We start from the raw sequence: 15988 nt of genomic DNA, 5'->3' as shown, positions 1-15988 counted from the left end.
TGGTGGGGGACGCTCGCGGTCGGCGCGGGGTTCCGGTCGTGCTCAGGGACCGGGGGCCGGCAGCGGTGGTTCGGGGCTGCGGGTCCGGGACTCGGACCATGCGCGCAGTTCGTCGGCTCCGACCTCCTCGATCACCGCCCGCAGGGTCTGCCGGGCCGCGGCGTCGCGTTCCGGCTCGGGCAGGAGCAGGTACCGGTCGACGGCCCGGCGCAGGGTCTCCCGTGCCTGCGCGGTGAGCACCCAGCGGGAGCCGGGGTCGAACAGCTGGCGCATGCCGGTGAAGAACACGGCACCGCCCGCGATCATCGCGGTCAGCCAGGCCGGCGCGTGCAGACCGGCGGCGACGACCGTCACACAGGTGGTGGCGAGGGCGCCCAGCTCGGTGCCGCGGTGCAGCCGCCTGGCCCGTTCGCAGGACCGGATGTAGAACGTCAACTCCCGGTCGGCCAGGGCCAGCAGGGGATCCGGTTGAGCGGCCCAGGAGTGGTCGGGCACCGTTCTTCGTGTCATCGCCACATCATCGTGGCCCCGCACCCCACCGGGAAGGGGCGGCGCGGCGCGATCCCGCCGCGCCGCCCCCGGTCCTGGGTGTCACGCGCGCCGCACCCTCCGGAGGCGGGCTTCGACCAGGCTCTCGCTCGCCCCGCTGACGCTCAGCGGGGGAGGTCGGATTCCGTTGCCAGGACGGCCACGCCGGCCGGTCCGAGATCGACGACGAGGCTGGGCGAGCCGCCCGACAGCAGGTCACGGGCCGGGCGGGGCAGCTGGACGCGGGCGTCGGAGCCGGAATGGTTGAGCAGGACGAGGTACCGGGTCCCGTTGCCGCGGCGCACCACCGCCTGCACCCCTTCCGGGAGGCCGGGCAGCACCGGGTCGACACCGGCCTCCTGGCGGATCCGGTCGAACAACGCCCGCGTCGCCGCCGGGTCCGGGCGGGTGCCGAGGTACCAGGCGACACCCTCGCCGAAGCCGTGGCGTGTCACCGCGGGCCCGCCGGCGAGCTCGGTAGAGGCGAAGGTCGCCACCGCCTGCGCGCCCTCGAGGTGGATGTCCTCCGACCACAGGCGTCCGGTGGCACCGGTGCGGGGGACTTGCCCGGGCGCGTCGGTGAAGGAGAGGTCGATACTGCCGTTTTCGGGCAGCGGCCAGAACTCCTCGACCCGCAGGCCCAGCAGATCGCGCAGCGGAGCCGGGTACCCGCCGGGGTGGACACGGTCGCACTCGTCGACGATTCCGGAGAAGAACGAGACCACCAGATGCCCGCCCTCTCTGACGTACTCGGCCAGGTTGCGGGCGGCCGCCTCGTCGACCATGTAGAGGTTGGGGACGACGACCAGTCCGTACGCCGACAGGTCCCAGCTCGGATGGACCACGTCGCAGGTGACGTTCGCCTCGAACAGCGGCCGGTAGTGCGCGAGGTTCGCGTCCATCTGCCGCAGGTCCGACGACGGATGCGAGTCGAGCTCGAGCCCCCACCAGCTCGACCAGTCCATGACGAGTGCGGCGTCGGCCCCGACCGTCGAGCCGACCAGTTCCGAAAGGCCCGCCAGCTCGTTGCCGAGCGCCCGGATCTCGCGGAAGGTCCGCGTCCCGCTCCCGCCGTGCGGCACCATCGCGGAGTGGTACTTCTCCGCGCCTCCACGGGACTGGCGCCACTGGAAGTACATGACGGAGTCGGCTCCCTGAGCGACCGCCTGCCAGCTCCCCAGGCGCATCAGGCCCGCAGCCTTGGGGCCGTTGCGTTCGCGCCAGTTGACCGCGCTGGGAGCCTGCTCCATCAGCAGCCAGGGCCGGCCGTGCCCCAGCGAGCGCATGAGGTCGTAGGCGAACCCAGCCTCGACGTGGGAGTCGGGGTCGTGCGGGTCGGGGTAGGAATCGTGGCTGACGACGTCCTGGTGCTCGGCCCAGCGGAAGCAGTCCACCGGCTTCCACACGGACAGGAAGTTCGTGGTGACGGGGACCTCGGGAGTGATCCGGCGGAGAATCTCCTTCTCCGCCAGGAAGCAGTCCAGCATCGCGTCCGAGCTGAACCGGGCGAAGTCGACGCGCTGCGCGGGGTTGCCGAAGCCGGAGACCAGGCGCGGGGGCAGGATCTCGTCCCAGTCGCCGTACCGCTGCGACCAGAAGCTCGTCGACCAGGCGTCGTTGAGTCCGTCCAGGTTGCCGTACCGCTCGCGCAGCCAGCGCCTGAAGTCCGCCGCCGACACATCGCAGTAGCAGTCGGAGATGTGGCAGCCGTACTCGTTGCCGACGTGCCACAGCGCGAGCGCGGGGTGGTCGGCGTAGCGGCCGGCGACCCGGTCGACGAGGCGTCCGGCGAACTCACGGTAGACCGGGCTGGACGGGCAGTACTGCTGGCGGGCGCCCGGCCAGATGCGGGCACCGTCGGCCCGGACGGGCAGCGACTGCGGGTACCGGTGGGAGAGCCAGGGCGGCGGGGACGCCGTCATCGTCGCCAGGCAGGCGGCGATGTCGTTGGCCGCCAGGTTGTCCATGATCCGGTCGAACCGCGTGAAGTCGAACTGCCCCGGACGCGGTTCGACCTCGGCCCAGGAGAAGATGCCCACGCTCACCATGGAGACCGCGGCCTCCTTCATGAGCCGCATGTCCTCGGCCCAGACCTCCTCCGGCCACTGCTCCGGGTTGTAGTCGCCGCCGAAGGCGATGCGCCCGAGGCGTGCGCGCAGGCGGTCGGCGGGGCCGGTACCGGAACCGTCATGGTGGATCATGCTTTGACACTCCCCTGGGTCAGGCCGGCGCGCCAGAACCTCTGGAGCACGACCATGGCGATCATGAGCGGGACCACGGAGACGAAGGCTCCGCCGACGGTGAGCTGGTACAGGTCGGGTTGACGGTCGGCGAAGGACTGCCACGAGGTGAGCCCCAGCGTGATGGGGTACAGCTTCGGGTCGGAGAGCATGACCAGCGGCAGGAAGTAGTTGTTCCACACGCCGACGAACTGGAACAGGAAGATGGTCACCAGTGCCGGGGTCATGATCCGCAGGCCGACGACGCGGAAGATGCGGAACTCCCCGGCTCCGTCCAGGCGTGCGGCTTCGAGGAGTTCGTCGGGGACGGAGGCGGCCGCGTAGATGCGGCACAGGTACACGCCGAAGGGGCTGACGAAGCTGGGCAGCAGGACGGCCCAGTAGGTGTTGGCCAGGCCGACGCGGCTGAAGATCAGGTACAGGGGCAGGGCCAGGGCGGTGCCCGGGATCAGCACGCCGCCCAGGATGATGTTGAAGATCGTCTCCCTGCCCCGGAAGCGGTACTTGGCCAGGGCGTAGCCGGCGAGAGCGGACAGGAAGGTGGCCACGGCTGCTCCGACGCCGGCGTACAGCACGCTGTTGAACGCCCAGCGCAGGTAGATGCCGCCGTCGTAGCTGAGGAGGTGGCGCAGGTTGTGCAGGAACTGCGGGTGGGAGAACCACAGGCCGAAGCTCCCGAACAGGCTGCCGGTGGACTTGGTGGCGGCGACCAGCAGCCAGTACACCGGCAGCAGGAAGTACCCGGCCGCCACGGTCAGCAGGCCGACCACGACGATGCGGCTTCTGAGCGTGACGCCGCTGGTCCCGGTCCGGCGGCGCGTGGCCGGCGGGACGGCGGTGGGCGAAGGGGTGGAACGGGCGGGGGTGTCCACGCTCATGTGTCCTGGCTCCTTCGGTTGATCAGCCGCAGGAAGCCGAAGGAGAGGACGAAGGCGGCCAGGGCGAGCAGCACGGCCTCGGCGGCGGCGAGGTTGTAGTCGTTGTTGGTGAACGCCTCGTTGTAGGCGCTGAGGTTGGGGGTGTAGGTACTGCCGATGCTGGTCGACACCGGCTTGAGCACCAGCGGTTCGGCGAACAGCTGGAGGGTGCCGATGAGGGTGAAGACCGTGGTGAGGACCAGGGCCGGGCGGAGCAGTGGCCGCTTGACGTGACGCACGGTCTGCCATCCGGTGGCGCCGTCGATGCGTGCGGCCTCGTACAGCTCGCCGGGGATGGTGCGCAGTTGCGCGACGATGACGAGCATGTTGTAGCCCGCGAACTCCCAGGTGACGATGTTGACGATGGACCACAGCACGGTGGTGCCGCCGAGGAGGTCGAGGTGGATGCCGGTGGCGTCGAGGAGGTCCACCAGGGGGCTGACGCCGGGGACGTAGAGGAAGCCCCACAGGATGGAGGCGATGACGCCGGGCACGCCGTAGGGGAGGAAGTAGGCGGTGCGGAAGAAGCGCACGCCGCGGGCGGAAGCGGTGTCCAGCAGCAGCGCGAGTGCGGTGGACAGGAGGATCATCACGGGCACCTGGACGGCTGCGAACAGCAGGACGCGCAGGATGCTGTGGACGAAGGCGCCCTCCGACAGGGCGCGGCCGTAGTTGTGCAGGCCGACGAAGACGTCCCTGGTGCCGCCGAGTCCCAGCGGCCCGGTGCGTTCGACCCCCATCAGGCTCTGGTGAACGGCGTAGCCGATGGGGAGGACGAAGAAGAGCGCGAACAGGCTCAGGAACGGCGCCACGAACGCCACTGGGGCGAGGTTGCGCCGTCCGCGTGCGCGGATGGGCATGGATCTCTCCCTCTTCGGTGCCCGGGGCGGCCGTGGAAGGCCGCCCCGGGATCGGACGTTCACTGGCCGGTGGAGACCTTGAGTCCCTTGGCCTTCAGGTCGGCGACGGTCTGCTGCTGCGCCTTCCTGACCGCGTCCACGAAGGTGCCCCGGCCGGCGACCGCGGCCTGGAAGCCGTCGTTGAGGTGCTGGTAGGTGGCGTCGACGGTGGGAATCCACTTCCAGCTCTTGTCGATGGTCCTGTCCGCCGCGGCGAACAGGTCGTTGTACTTCTGTCCCCCGAAGAACTCCGAGGGCTGGTCGAGCGCCGAGCCCTTGAAGGCGTCGGTGGCCGCCGGCCAGCCGTAGCCGCCCTTGATGAGCAGGTCGATGCTCTTGGGGTCGCTGTTGAGCCACACCGCGAACTGCAGGGCCTCGGGGGTGTGCTCGGCCCCCTTGAGGACGGCGGTGGAGGAGCCGCCCCAGTTGGCGGAGACGTTCTGGCCGGCGGACCACTGGGGCATCGGGGCGACCCGCCAGTCGCCGGCGGTCTTGGGGGCGTTGCCGCTGATGATGGCGTCGCCCCACTGGGCGCTGACCCAGGAGACGACGCCGCCGTCCTGCAGGTCCTTGTACCAGCCGTTGGCGAAGTCCGGCTCGGTCTTGATGAGCTTCTCCCGCCGGAGCCGGTCCCAGTAGGCGGCGACCTTCTCCGTCTGGGGGTTGTCGATGTCGACGACCCAGCTGTCGCCCTTGACGTCGAACCACTTGGCGCCCGCCTGCCAGGCCAGTGCGGTGAACCAGGCCGAGTTGCCGGGCGGGAAGGTGGAGATGTAGGCCTTGGGATCGGCGGAGCGGATCTTCTTGGCGTCCTGCTCGAACTCGTCCCAGGTTCTGGGCGGCGTGATGCCCCACTTCTTGTACAGGTCCGCGCGGTAGAACATCGCCATCGGTCCGGAGGCCTGGGGAACGGCGTAGACGCCGTCGCCGAAGACGCCCTGCTGCCACTGCCAGTCGATGAACTTGTCCTGGTACTTCCGCACGCCGTACGTGCCGAGGTCGACCAGGCTGTTGTCGAGCAGGAAGGACGGGATCTCCTGGTACTCCACCTGCGCCAGGTCCGGGGCGGTGCCGGCCTTCAGGGCGGCGTGCATCTTGGCGTAGCCGCCCGCGTTGCCCGAGGGGATCTTCTCCAGCTTGACCTGGACGTCGGGGTGCTGGGAATTCCACAGGTCGACCGCCTTGTCGACGCCGGGGACCCAGGACCAGAAGGTGAGCGTGACCTTCTGGCCCGCCTTGTGGGCCTTTTGGACGCCGTCGCCGGACGCCGTCCCGTGGCCGCCGTCGGAACCGGAGCAAGCGCTGGTCAGCAGGGTGGCCGCCAGCAGGGCGGCGAGGCCGCCCCAGCGCCTGCGTAAGGAGATGCTCATGAGGGTGTCCTTCCTCCGGGCGGCGAACGGAGCACGTCCATGTGCCGCCTGCCTGACAGGCCCTTGTCCGTTGGCCTTGAGAGTGGGGGTGGGCTGTCACCCTGTCAAGTATTAGTAATAAAAAATGAATTGATGTACCGTGACGCTCGGCGGGTGGACCCGCGTCGGCCGGAAGAGGAAACGGGAGGGCCTGTGAACGCCTACACCCGGCGGGGGTTGCACGGGCAGATCGTGCACGAGCTCGCCACGAGGATCACGTCCGGACGTGCTGGACCCGGCGATGTGCTGGACATACCCGCACTCGAGGAGGAACTCGGCGTCAGTCGTACGGTGTTGCGCGAGGCGTTCAAGGTTCTGACGGCCAAGGGCATGGTGGAGGCCCGGCAGAAACGCGGCACCATCGTGCTCCCGCGGGAGAACTGGCACCTGCTCGACACGGACGTGCTGCGCTGGCGTTTCGCGCAGCAGGACAACCAGGCCGTCCTCGACCAACTGGCAGAGGTCCGCGGCATCGTCGAACCGGCCGTGGCACGGCTGGCCGCCGAACGGCGGACCGACGAGGATCTCGCCCGCCTCGACGAGGCGATCGCGTCCATGGACGCGGCCGTCGCAGGGGCCGCCGACGCCGTGGACGCCGACCTGGCCTTCCACCGCGCGCTGTTCGCGGCCGCGCACAACGAACTTCTCCAGCAGACGGAAGTCGTCATCACCGTGGGCCTGGCCGAACGGGACAGGCTGGTCCACGCCGGCTCCCATGCGCAGGACCCCGTGCCCAGCCACCGGGCGGTCCTCGAGGCCGTCCGTGCCGGGCGCTCGAACGACGCGGAACATGCCATGCGGGCACTGCTGGCACAGGCACGCCAGGATCTGGACAGTCTGCAGAACTCCGACCGACGCCGGGCAGCCACCGCCCCACAGACCGCACCGGCACACGTGCCCTGAAGCGAGCAGCCCCGGCCGACCGGCAACGGCACCTGCACGCCACCGGCGCACCGATCCCCCACCAGCCCCCCGACCAGACCGGCACCCTGTCACATCGCGTGTACGAGCACCGAACTCCGACCCGATGGATGAGCCGTGAACACCGATGGAACCGCAACCGCCGCTCCCCCGCCACCCTCCCCCACCCGACTGGCCATCACCCTGTGGGACTTCAGCTGGTACACCCAGGCCGGGCCCGGGGAGCCCTTCGCCGACATCGACGAGGCCTTCGCCCAGGCCGTGGACCGCGGCTTCACCACGGTGCGCATCTGCGCCATGCCCTTCCTGCTGTTCTCCGGCCGTGTCCCCGACCAGTCATCGCTGCGAATCCGCGGCCTCGGCGACGACTTCGGCCGGCGCACACGCTGGTACGACGTGCGCGGCGGGTACCGGCTCGACGGGCGACAGCGGCTCCTCGGTCTGTTCGAGGCCGCCGCCCGCCACGACTGCCGGGTCATCGTCTCCTCGTGGGAGTACCAGCAGTCCCCGTGTTTCGTCGACAGCGACCGGTGGCATCGCGCCCTGTCCGACGTCCCGCCCGGACGGCGTGCGGAGGTGATGGCCGAGGCGCTGGCCGATCTCGTGGACTTCCTGGGCGCGCACGGCCTGGCCGACCCGATCGCCTACGTCGAGGTGCACAACGAGGTCGACAACTGTGCCCTCGTTCCGGCCGACGACCGCGGCCACTACGCCCGGCTGCGTGACCCACTGGGACGTGCCGTGGACCTTCTCCGGGCACGTCACCCCCGGATACCCGTCACCTATTCGCTGGGCGAACCCTGGCCGCAGGAGTTTTCCGACCTGCCGGCGCAGGCGCAGGTGGCCCACTTCCACTTCTACGTCTACGGCGTGCTCGGATCCCTCTACGAGGCCGTCGGCCTGGGACACGGCACACAGGAACGGCCGAGGACCACCCGGTGGCCGACCCCCGAACTCGTCGCCATGCTGCGCCACGACGCAGCCGACTTCGGCGACCACCGGCCCGACCAGCCCTGGCAGCTTGCCGCCACCGGAATTCCGCGTGAGCTGTTCTACGTGCACGACTGGGTCGACCCCGACCGGTGGGACCAGTGGCTGTACGACCACTATCCCGCCCATCGCGAAGCCATGCTCGAGACCTTGTCCACCTGGGTCGACGCTGTGGCGGGCTTCGCGCGCGACCACCACGTCCCGGCCGTTCTCGGCGAAGGCGTCGTGGGCTACACCCCCCGTCTGGCCCGGTTCGAAGAGGACGCGGCCGGCCGGGAGATCGCGGAGTACGTCGTCGACCGATGCCTGCAGGCGGGTTTCTGGGGCGTCGTCCCGACCTCCAACGCCGCGCCGCACCATCCCATGTGGCACACCGACCAGGCATGGCTGCGCCGCATCAACGCACGTATCACCAAGGGTGGCTGACCGGCCCCGGAAACCGTCCCCAGCAGACTCAGTCGAAGGAGCACACCCGTGAGCGGACAGGCACCTGGCAACGGCGCCCGCTTCCCCGGCCGGGTGGCCGTGGTGACCGGCGCGGCCTCGGGAATCGGCGCGGCGAGCGCCGCCCGCCTGGCCGACGAGGGGGCCGCCGTCGTGCTCACGGACATCGCCGCCGAGCGCGGAGAGCGTGCCGCTCAGAAGATCCGCGGGCGCGGCGGCCGGGCCGCGTTCGTCAGGGCGGACGCGGCCGGCGAAGAGGACTGGCAGCGCGTCATCGCCGCCGCTCACGCCTTCGGCCCGATCGACGTCCTGGTCAGCAATGCCTTCACGGTGGACGTGGCCCCGGCCCACGAAACCTCGACGGCCTCCTGGGATCGGCAGCTCGCGGTCAACCTCACGGCCGGCTTCCTCGGGTTCCGCGCCACGCTGACGGATCTTCGCGAGCGGCGCGGCGCGGTCGTGCTGACCTCCTCCGTACACGCCCACAAGGGCATCCCCGGCCATCCCGCCTACGCTGCGGCCAAGGGCGGACTGCTCTCGCTGTGCAGCCAGCTCGCCGCCGAGTACGGGCCCGAGGTGCGGGTCAATGCGGTGCTGCCGGGGCCGATCCTGACCGGGGCCTGGGACAGGGTGTCCGAGGAGGACCGCCGGCGCAGTGTGGCCGAGACCGCCGCACGCCGCTTCGGCCGGCCCGAGGAGGTCGCCGCGGCCATCGCCTTCCTCGCCTCGGACGAAGCCTCCTACATCACCGGCGCGAGCCTGCTCGTCGACGGAGGCTGGAGCGTCGTCAAGGCCTCGGCATGAGTGCCGGTCCGCACCGCCGTCCAGGGACGAGGGCCCCGTGCCCGGGCAGGTGAGCCGCGGGGTGCGCGGCAGGACCACGCGGGGAGCCGTCGGCGCCCCGCTCGACGAGGCCGTGTACGACCCCGGCACGGCCCGCCGCCCCACTGAAGGAAAGGCCGGTAGCCGCAGGTGAAGATCACTCGCGTGGAAACGTTCCTCGTTCGGCCCCGCTGGCTGTTCTGCCGGATCGAGACCGCCGACGGTGTCGTGGGCTGGGGCGAGCCCGTGGTCGAGGGCCGAGCCGAGGTCGTCCGCTCAGCCGTGGACGTTCTCGCCGAATACCTCGTGGGGAAGGACCCGCTGCGCATCCAGGACCACTGGCAGGTGCTGAGCAAAGGCGGCTTCTACCGCGGGGGGCCGGTCCTGTCCAGCGCGGTCGCCGGTGTCGACCAGGCCCTGTGGGACATCGCCGGGAAGTTCTACGGCGCCCCCGTGCACGCCCTCCTCGGCGGCCCGGTGCGCGACACGGTCCGGGTGTACGCCTGGATCGGCGGCGACGAGCCCGTCGAGCTCGCCGAGCAGATCACCGCGCAGATCGAGGCCGGTTTCACCGCCGTGAAGATGAACGCGGCCGGCCGCACCTCTCCGATCACCACCGCCGCCGAGACGGCGGCGGTCGTCGCACGGGTGGCCGCCGCCCGCGACATCCTGGGCCCCCACCGGGACGTCGCCGTCGACTGCCACGGTCGGTTCACACCGGCCTCCGCCCGCCGTGTCCTGGCCGCGATCGCTCCCCTGCACCCCCTGTTCGTCGAGGAACCGGTCCTGCCCGAACAAGGCCACCTGCTCGCCTCGTTGGTGAACAGCAGCCCGGTGCCGATCGCCACCGGCGAACGGCTGTACGGCCGGGCGGAATTCCTGCCCGCACTCACGGCCGGCATCGCCGTCGCCCAACCCGACCTCTCGCACGCCGGCGGCATCTCCGAGGTGCACCGGATCGCCGCCCTGGCGGAGACCTACGGCGCTCACCTGGCCCCGCACAGCCCGCTGGGTCCCATCAGCCTCGCCGCCAGCCTGCAGATCGCGTTCAGCACGCCCAACTTCCTGATCCAGGAACAGAGCCTGGGCATCCACTACAACAAGGACGCTGATCTGCTGTCCTACCTGGTCGACCCCGAACCCTTCCGGTTCGTCGACGGCCACGCCCGACGCACCGACCTGCCGGGGCTCGGCGTCACCGTGGACGAGGCGGCCGTACGGGCCGCCGACCGGCACGGGCATGCCTGGCGCAACCCGGTGTGGCGGCACCCCGACGGCTCCTTCGCCGAATGGTGAGCCAGGCCATGGCCGGCGGTCCCGGCGAAGCCGGTGACGTCCGCCGACCGCCCACCGACTCCGTGACCTCCGGCCGCAGTTGTCCCGACGTGAAAGGAGCCGACCGCATGGACCTGCTCGGCGCTCTGCGCGCCCACCGCCTGCTCGCCGTCGTGCGTGGCAGCGACCCCGAGGCCGCACTGCGGACCGTGCTCGCCCTGGTCGAGGAGGGCGTGGTCCTGGTCGAGGTCTCGCTCTCCGGCCGTGACGCCCTGGACGTCCTGTCCCGGGCCCGGGCCGCTCTCGGCCCCGATGCCCCGCTGGGCGCGGGTAGCGTGGTCACCACCGACGACGCCCGTCGCGCCCACCGCGCCGGTGCGGACTTCATCGTCACCCCGGGGCTCGGGGCAGGAGTCCTCGAAGCCCGGCGGCTGGGGCTGCCCGTGCTCGCCGGGGTCATGACCCCGACCGAACTCATGGCCGCGCTCCAGCAGGACGTCAGCGCACTGAAACTCTTCCCGGCCGCCCAGGCCGGCGGCCCGGAGTTCGTACGAGCGCTGCGCGGCCCCTTCCCCGACGCGCCCCTCGTGCCGGTCGGCGGAGTGGACGCCGACGCCGCCCGCCGCCATCTCGCCGAAGGCGCCACCGCGGTCGGCGTCGGCGGCCCCCTGGTCGGGGACGCGGCCGACGGCGGCGACCTCGACACCCTGCGTGTGCGGGCGCGCTCCTTCCTCGCCGTGGTCCGGGAGCGGACGGCATGACCGTGGACGCGGACGGGGGGCTCCGGGTCGCCGTCCGGGGAGCGGGAGCCGTGCACCGCTACCGGCCCGGGGGCCGCCGATGACCTTCTCCTGGCGGCCGGCTCCCGGACCGGTGGTCTGCATCGGCGAGACCATGGCAGCACTGGCCCCCGAGCCCGTCGCGCCGTTGCGCTCCGCCGACCTGCTGCGGCTGGACGTGGCCGGGGCGGAGTCCAACGTGGCGAGGTACCTTGCCGACCACGGCGTGCCCGTGCACTGGGTGTCCGCGCTCGGGAACGACCCTTTCGGGCAGCGGGTGCTCGACCGCATGTGCGCGTCCGGAGTCGGGGTGTCCGGCGTGCGCATCGACCCGGCCCGGCCCACCGGGCTGATCGTCAAGGACCCCGGGCCGGAAGGCACCCGGGTGCACTACTACCGGAGTTCCTCGGCGGCCTCCGCGATGGACCCGCGGGTCCTGGCGGGCGACCCGGTGCGTGGCGCGGCGCTGCTCCACCTGAGCGGCATCACCCCGGCGCTCTCCGCGTCCTGCCGTGCGCTCGTGGAGGCCGCCCTGCCGTCCGACCCGGCCGACCGGCCCTACGCCGTGAGCTTCGACGTCAACCACCGGCCGGCACTGTGGGCGGACGGGACGGCGGCGAAGACTCTGCGCACCCTGGCCGACCGCGCCGACATCGTCTTCGTCGGCCTCGACGAGGCCCGGATGCTGTGGGGCGGCGAACTGGCCGACGCCCAAGCCGTCAGGGCACTGATCCCGCGACCCGCGGTGCTCGTGGTGAAGGACGGTGCCCGTGCCGCCACGGCCTTCCTCGGCTCCGCGACGGTGACCGTGCCGGCCCTGACGGTCGAGGTGGTGGAACCGGTGGGGGCCGGCGACGCCTTCGCCGCCGGCTTCCTGGCCGGACTCCTCCGTGGCAGCGATCCGGTCCGCGCGCTGCGGCGCGGGCATCTCACGGCGGTGTCCGCGCTGAGGGTCACCGCCGACCACGGCCCGTTGCCGCCCGGCGATCTCCTGGAGGCACTGCTCGACGCGGATGACCCGGCCTGGGCCGGGACGGTGGGCATCGCGTACCCCGAGGACGTCGGGCACCCCTCCTCTCTTCCTGAGCCCGGACAGTGACCCCTCGGGGTGACGGCCGGCCGGTCAGGTCCTCACGACGTGGCAGAGCCCGGCTGTTCCCCGTCGCCCGGCGTCCTCGCGTCGGTGTCCGGCCGCGGCGTGTTCGGGCCCCGCAGTTCGGGCAGTCCGTCGCTCTGCCCGGGGCGGGCGCCGCCGGGGTTCCGGTCGCCGTGGCCGTTCAGGTTCTGCCGGACCGAGTCCAGGATCGTCAGCCCCTGGGCGACCAGACCCGCCGCGATCTCGCCGAGCCCGTCGGCGCCGTTCAGGACGTTGACGTTGGCCCCGGAGAGGCCTCCCGCCGCCTCCTTCACGATCAGCGGCAGCTGGTCGATCAGCATCCGGTCCAGGGCGACACGGTCGTACGACGCCGCGGCCTCGGCCTGGACCTTCATCCGCTGCGCCTCCGCGGCGGCGAGGACCCTGACCCGCTCGGCCTCGGCCTCGGCGGGCTTCACGATCTCGGCCACCAGCTCCTGCTGGCGCAGCCTGGCCTGCCGCTGGGCCAGTTCCGTCTGGGCGTCGAGCACCTCCTGCCGGGCGTGCGCCTGGGCCAGCGGGCCGGCCTGGGCCGCCTGCGCCTGGGCCCGGTCCACCTCGGCCGAGTACTCGGCCTTCACCACGGCGGTCTGCCGGGCGTACTCGGCCTGCTTGCGCGCCGCCTCCTGCTCCGCCTGGGCGGCGGCCTGGTTGGCCTGGGCCTGGGCGATCTGGGCCTGCCGCCGGATGGCCGCCTTGTGCGGTGCGGACATCGCGTCGATGTAGCCGGTGTCCCCGTCGTCGATCGACTGGATCTGCAGCGAGTCCACGATCAGGCCGATCTTCGCCATCTCGGTCTTCGAGGTGTCCAGCACCTCGGCGGCGAGCTTCTGCCGTTCGGTGACGATCTCCTCGACCGTCATCGAGCCGATGATGGCCCGCAGGTGACCGGCGAAGATCCGGCCGGTCAGGACCGACATCTGGTCCTGGTCGGAGAGGAACCGCTGGCCCGCGTTGATGATGCTCTCGGTGTCGTTGCCGACCTTGAAGGCGATGACGGCGCGCACGTGCAGCGCGATGCCCTGCTTGGTGACGCAGGTCTCGACGACCTCGGACTCGCACATGGACAGGGTGAGGAAGCGGACCTTGCGGAAGACGGGGAGCACGAACTTGCCGTGGCCCGTCACCACCCGGAACGGTGCGCCCCCCAGTCCCCGCCTGCCTCCGGAGATCAGCATCGCCTCGTCGGGGGCGGGAACGCGGTAACCGAACATGGTCTTGTTCTCCTTAGCCCGGGTCAGTCCGGTTGCTCTGACTCAGCCGGATCAACCGGATCAGCCACACCAACCGGATCAGTCCAGATCGACAGAATCGTCCCGCAATCTCTCCAGGGGGTCGCCCCACGCGATGACGTCGACCTCACGGCATCCGCGTGACTCGACCACGAGCACCGTCGCACCGATCGGCAGCGGCTCCTGCGACCAGGCGAGGAAGGTCTCGGAACCGCCTCTGACCCGTACCAGGATCTCGCCCGGACCGGCGGTACCGCGCGTTCCGACGAGAAGCTCCCCCGTGCAGCCGATCACGGCCTCGTCCTGTGCCATCGCCGACCGGTTCCCCTCGTATTTTCCCCTCGTACGCGTCCTCTGCCTTCGACCTTAGACCCACTCGAACCGGCCGCATACGCCGCTGCACCGGCCTTTGCGCGACGGTCACCCTCTCGACGCGGCACCGGCCGCCGGGCACAGTGCTCCCTACGTCCTCGCTGCGTACTCGCGAGTACAGAACCGCCCGTCCCCTTTCCGAGGAGCGCCCGTGACCAACTGGGCCGGCCGCAGTGCCGCCGAGATCGCCGCCGCCGTCCGCGAGGGACGGGCCACGCCCCGCGAGGTGGTGGCCGAGCACCTCGCCCGGATCGAGCGGCTCGACGGCCGCGTCGGCGCCTTCCGCACCGTCCGCGCCGAGGCGGCGCCGGCGGAGGCCGACGAGGTGGCGGCCCGCGGCGACCTGGCCGGACTGCCGCTCGCGGGAGTGCCAGTGGCCGTCAAGGACAACCTGGCGGTGCGGGGCGAGTCCGGCCGCGCGGGGTCGGCCGCGACCCCGGACACACCGGCCGCGGACGACCATGTCACGGTGGCCCGGCTGCGGGCGGCGGGCGCGGTGGTCGTCGGGCTGACGAACGTGCCCGAGCTGTGCGTCTTCGGCACCACGGAGGGCGTCCACGGCATCACCCGCAACCCCTGGGACACCACCCGGAACGCGGGCGGCTCCTCGGGCGGCAGCGCGGCGGCGGTCGCCGCCGGCATGGTCCCGATCGCCCTCGGCAACGACGGCATGGGCTCGCTGCGCATCCCGGCCGCCAACTGCGGCTTGGTCACCCTCAAGCCGGGGCACGGGGTGGTGCCCGCCGGGATCGGTGAGGGCGACTGGTTCGGCATGTCCGAGAACGGGCCGCTCGCCACGACCGTCGAGGACGCGCGGCTGATGCTCTCCGTGCTGGCCGGCACCGAGCCCGTACGCCGTCGGGAGGCGGCCCCGCGCGCGATCGCCGTCTCCGTGCGCAGCCCGCTCGCCGGGGTGAACGTGAGCAGGCCCTACGCCGCCGCGACCAGGGACGCGGCACGGCTGCTGGCGGGGGCCGGCCACCGGGTCCGCCGGGCCGAGCCGCCGTATCCGATGTCGCTGGGCGTGACGGCTCTGCGGTACTGGACGGCGGGCACGACCGTGGACGCGGCGGGCCTGGACCCGCGGCGGCTGGCCCGGCGCACCCGGGTGCACGCCGCCGTGGGACGACGGTTCCTGAAGGGGGTGCGCGCGGACACGCGCCGGGAGGCGCTGCGGCGGCGGTTGGAGCCGTTCTTCGCCGAGTACGACGTGCTGCTCACGCCCGCGCTGGCCCGCCGCTCCCCGCAGGCCGGGCCCTGGCACGAGCGGGGCTGGCTGCGCAACGTGCTGGCCGACACCGGCTACTCGCCGATGACCCCGCCGTGGAACCTGACCGGTTGGCCCGCGATGGCGGTGCCGTTCGGCACGCTGCCCTCGGGCGCCCCGTGCGCCGTTCAACTGGTGGGACGTCCGGGCTCGGAGGCGGATCTGCTGGACCTGGCGGAGCAGATCGAGCGGCTGCGTCCGTGGCCCCGGACGGCGGACCTGCCCCTCAGAGGGCCCGGTACATGATGTGCAGGCCGACCAGGCCGTGCCGGGGGTGCTCGAAGGCCTCCGGGACCGTGCCGAGGATCCGGAAGCCGAGCGAGGTCCACAGCCCGACGGCGGGGTTGGTCTCGACGACGGCGTTGAACACCATCGCCCGGTAGCCGGCGGCCGTCGCGGCCTCGAGGACGTGCTCGGCCAGGGCGCGGCCGGCGCCCCTGCCGGACCGGTCGGGGTCGACCATGAAGCCCGCGTTGGCGACGCGGGCGGCGGGACCACCGTAGTTGGGGGTGATGTAGGCGGAGCCGAGGACCGCCCCGGTGTCGTCCTCGGCGACGTACACGCGTTTGGCGGGGCCCATCCACAGGGCGCGGGCCTCCTCCTCGGAGGTGTCCGGGTCCCAGGCATAGGTCTCGGCGGCGGCGACGATCCGGTGCCAGAAGGGCCAGATCCGTGGCCAGTCCTCGGCCGTGGCTTCTCTGATCTGCATGGGCGTGAGTCTGGCACGCCCATGCGGTCGGCGATCGCGACGGGTTCTG

Annotated in this window: 15 protein-coding genes; 7 read left to right on the top strand and 8 right to left on the bottom strand. The window is 71.8% G+C overall.

Translation table 11 applies throughout. The features are described from left to right. Positions 1-42 precede the first annotated feature (42 nt). From ACIHCX_RS09545 to ACIHCX_RS09525, 5 genes are all read right to left on the bottom strand, one after another. Positions 43-510, bottom strand: coding sequence for a DUF4231 domain-containing protein (locus ACIHCX_RS09545; protein WP_400028203.1), 468 nt, complete (start codon positions 508-510; stop codon positions 43-45). A gap of 143 nt (positions 511-653) precedes the next feature. Beyond that, complete coding sequence (locus tag ACIHCX_RS09540; protein ID WP_400028201.1) at positions 654-2729, bottom strand: beta-galactosidase; 2076 nt, start codon at positions 2727-2729, stop codon at positions 654-656. Next, entirely contained in the window at positions 2726-3646 is a 921-nt protein-coding gene (locus ACIHCX_RS09535) for a carbohydrate ABC transporter permease (RefSeq protein WP_400028200.1), read from the bottom strand. Before ACIHCX_RS09535 ends, ACIHCX_RS09540 begins: the two co-directional genes overlap by 4 nt. Further along, complete coding sequence (locus ACIHCX_RS09530; protein WP_400028198.1) at positions 3643-4545, bottom strand: carbohydrate ABC transporter permease; 903 nt, start codon at positions 4543-4545, stop codon at positions 3643-3645. Before ACIHCX_RS09530 ends, ACIHCX_RS09535 begins: the two co-directional genes overlap by 4 nt. A gap of 59 nt (positions 4546-4604) precedes the next feature. Further along, entirely contained in the window at positions 4605-5954 is a 1350-nt protein-coding gene (locus ACIHCX_RS09525; RefSeq protein WP_400028196.1) for an ABC transporter substrate-binding protein, read from the bottom strand. A 192-nt stretch (positions 5955-6146) separates the two neighbouring features. Here ACIHCX_RS09525 and ACIHCX_RS09520 point away from each other — a divergent pair, with 192 nt between their 5' ends. The 6 genes from ACIHCX_RS09520 (at position 6147) to ACIHCX_RS09495 (ending at position 12323) form a co-directional block, all read left to right on the top strand. Next, positions 6147-6896 carry a FadR/GntR family transcriptional regulator gene (locus ACIHCX_RS09520; RefSeq protein WP_400028194.1) on the top strand — a complete coding sequence of 250 codons (750 nt, stop codon included), beginning with the start codon at positions 6147-6149 and terminating at the stop codon, positions 6894-6896. Between the two features lie 135 nt (positions 6897-7031). Further along, complete coding sequence (locus tag ACIHCX_RS09515) at positions 7032-8330, top strand: cellulase-like family protein (protein WP_400028192.1); 1299 nt, start codon at positions 7032-7034, stop codon at positions 8328-8330. A 48-nt stretch (positions 8331-8378) separates the two neighbouring features. Beyond that, positions 8379-9152, top strand: coding sequence for an SDR family NAD(P)-dependent oxidoreductase (locus tag ACIHCX_RS09510; RefSeq protein ID WP_400028191.1), 774 nt, complete (start codon positions 8379-8381; stop codon positions 9150-9152). A 168-nt stretch (positions 9153-9320) separates the two neighbouring features. Further along, complete coding sequence (dgoD, locus tag ACIHCX_RS09505; protein WP_400028189.1) at positions 9321-10466, top strand: galactonate dehydratase; 1146 nt, start codon at positions 9321-9323, stop codon at positions 10464-10466. A 107-nt stretch (positions 10467-10573) separates the two neighbouring features. Beyond that, positions 10574-11206: a bifunctional 4-hydroxy-2-oxoglutarate aldolase/2-dehydro-3-deoxy-phosphogluconate aldolase gene (locus ACIHCX_RS09500; protein ID WP_400028187.1), complete on the top strand. Its 633-nt coding sequence runs from the start codon at positions 10574-10576 to the stop codon at positions 11204-11206. A 79-nt stretch (positions 11207-11285) separates the two neighbouring features. After that, positions 11286-12323, top strand: a complete 1038-nt coding sequence (locus ACIHCX_RS09495) for a sugar kinase (RefSeq protein WP_400028185.1) — start codon at positions 11286-11288, stop codon at positions 12321-12323. Positions 12324-12355: 32 nt separating this feature from the next. Here ACIHCX_RS09495 and ACIHCX_RS09490 read toward each other — a convergent pair whose 3' ends face one another. Then, positions 12356-13573 (bottom strand): SPFH domain-containing protein, encoded by a 1218-nt coding sequence (locus ACIHCX_RS09490; protein ID WP_400028182.1) that lies wholly within the window; start codon positions 13571-13573, stop codon positions 12356-12358. Between the two features lie 78 nt (positions 13574-13651). Beyond that, the gene (locus ACIHCX_RS09485) at positions 13652-13903 is read right to left on the bottom strand and encodes a hypothetical protein (protein ID WP_400028180.1); all 252 of its coding nucleotides are present in this window, start codon (positions 13901-13903) and stop codon (positions 13652-13654) included. 211 nt (positions 13904-14114) lie between these two features. Here ACIHCX_RS09485 and ACIHCX_RS09480 point away from each other — a divergent pair, with 211 nt between their 5' ends. Then, the gene (locus ACIHCX_RS09480) at positions 14115-15476 is read left to right on the top strand and encodes an amidase (protein ID WP_400028178.1); all 1362 of its coding nucleotides are present in this window, start codon (positions 14115-14117) and stop codon (positions 15474-15476) included. On the opposite strand, the gene ACIHCX_RS09475 is transcribed toward ACIHCX_RS09480, so the two are convergent. Beyond that, positions 15457-15939 (bottom strand): GNAT family N-acetyltransferase, encoded by a 483-nt coding sequence (locus ACIHCX_RS09475; protein WP_400028176.1) that lies wholly within the window; start codon positions 15937-15939, stop codon positions 15457-15459. The two genes, ACIHCX_RS09480 and ACIHCX_RS09475, sit on opposite strands and share 20 nt — an antisense overlap. Between the last annotated feature and the right edge of the window lie 49 nt (positions 15940-15988).

The sequence above is a fragment of the Streptomyces sp. NPDC052043 genome (genome assembly GCF_044548235.1).
Lineage (GTDB): Bacteria > Actinomycetota > Actinomycetes > Streptomycetales > Streptomycetaceae > Streptomyces.
The sequence above is the reverse complement of the archived record's forward strand: the minus strand, read 5'-3'. Positions and strand labels throughout refer to the sequence as shown.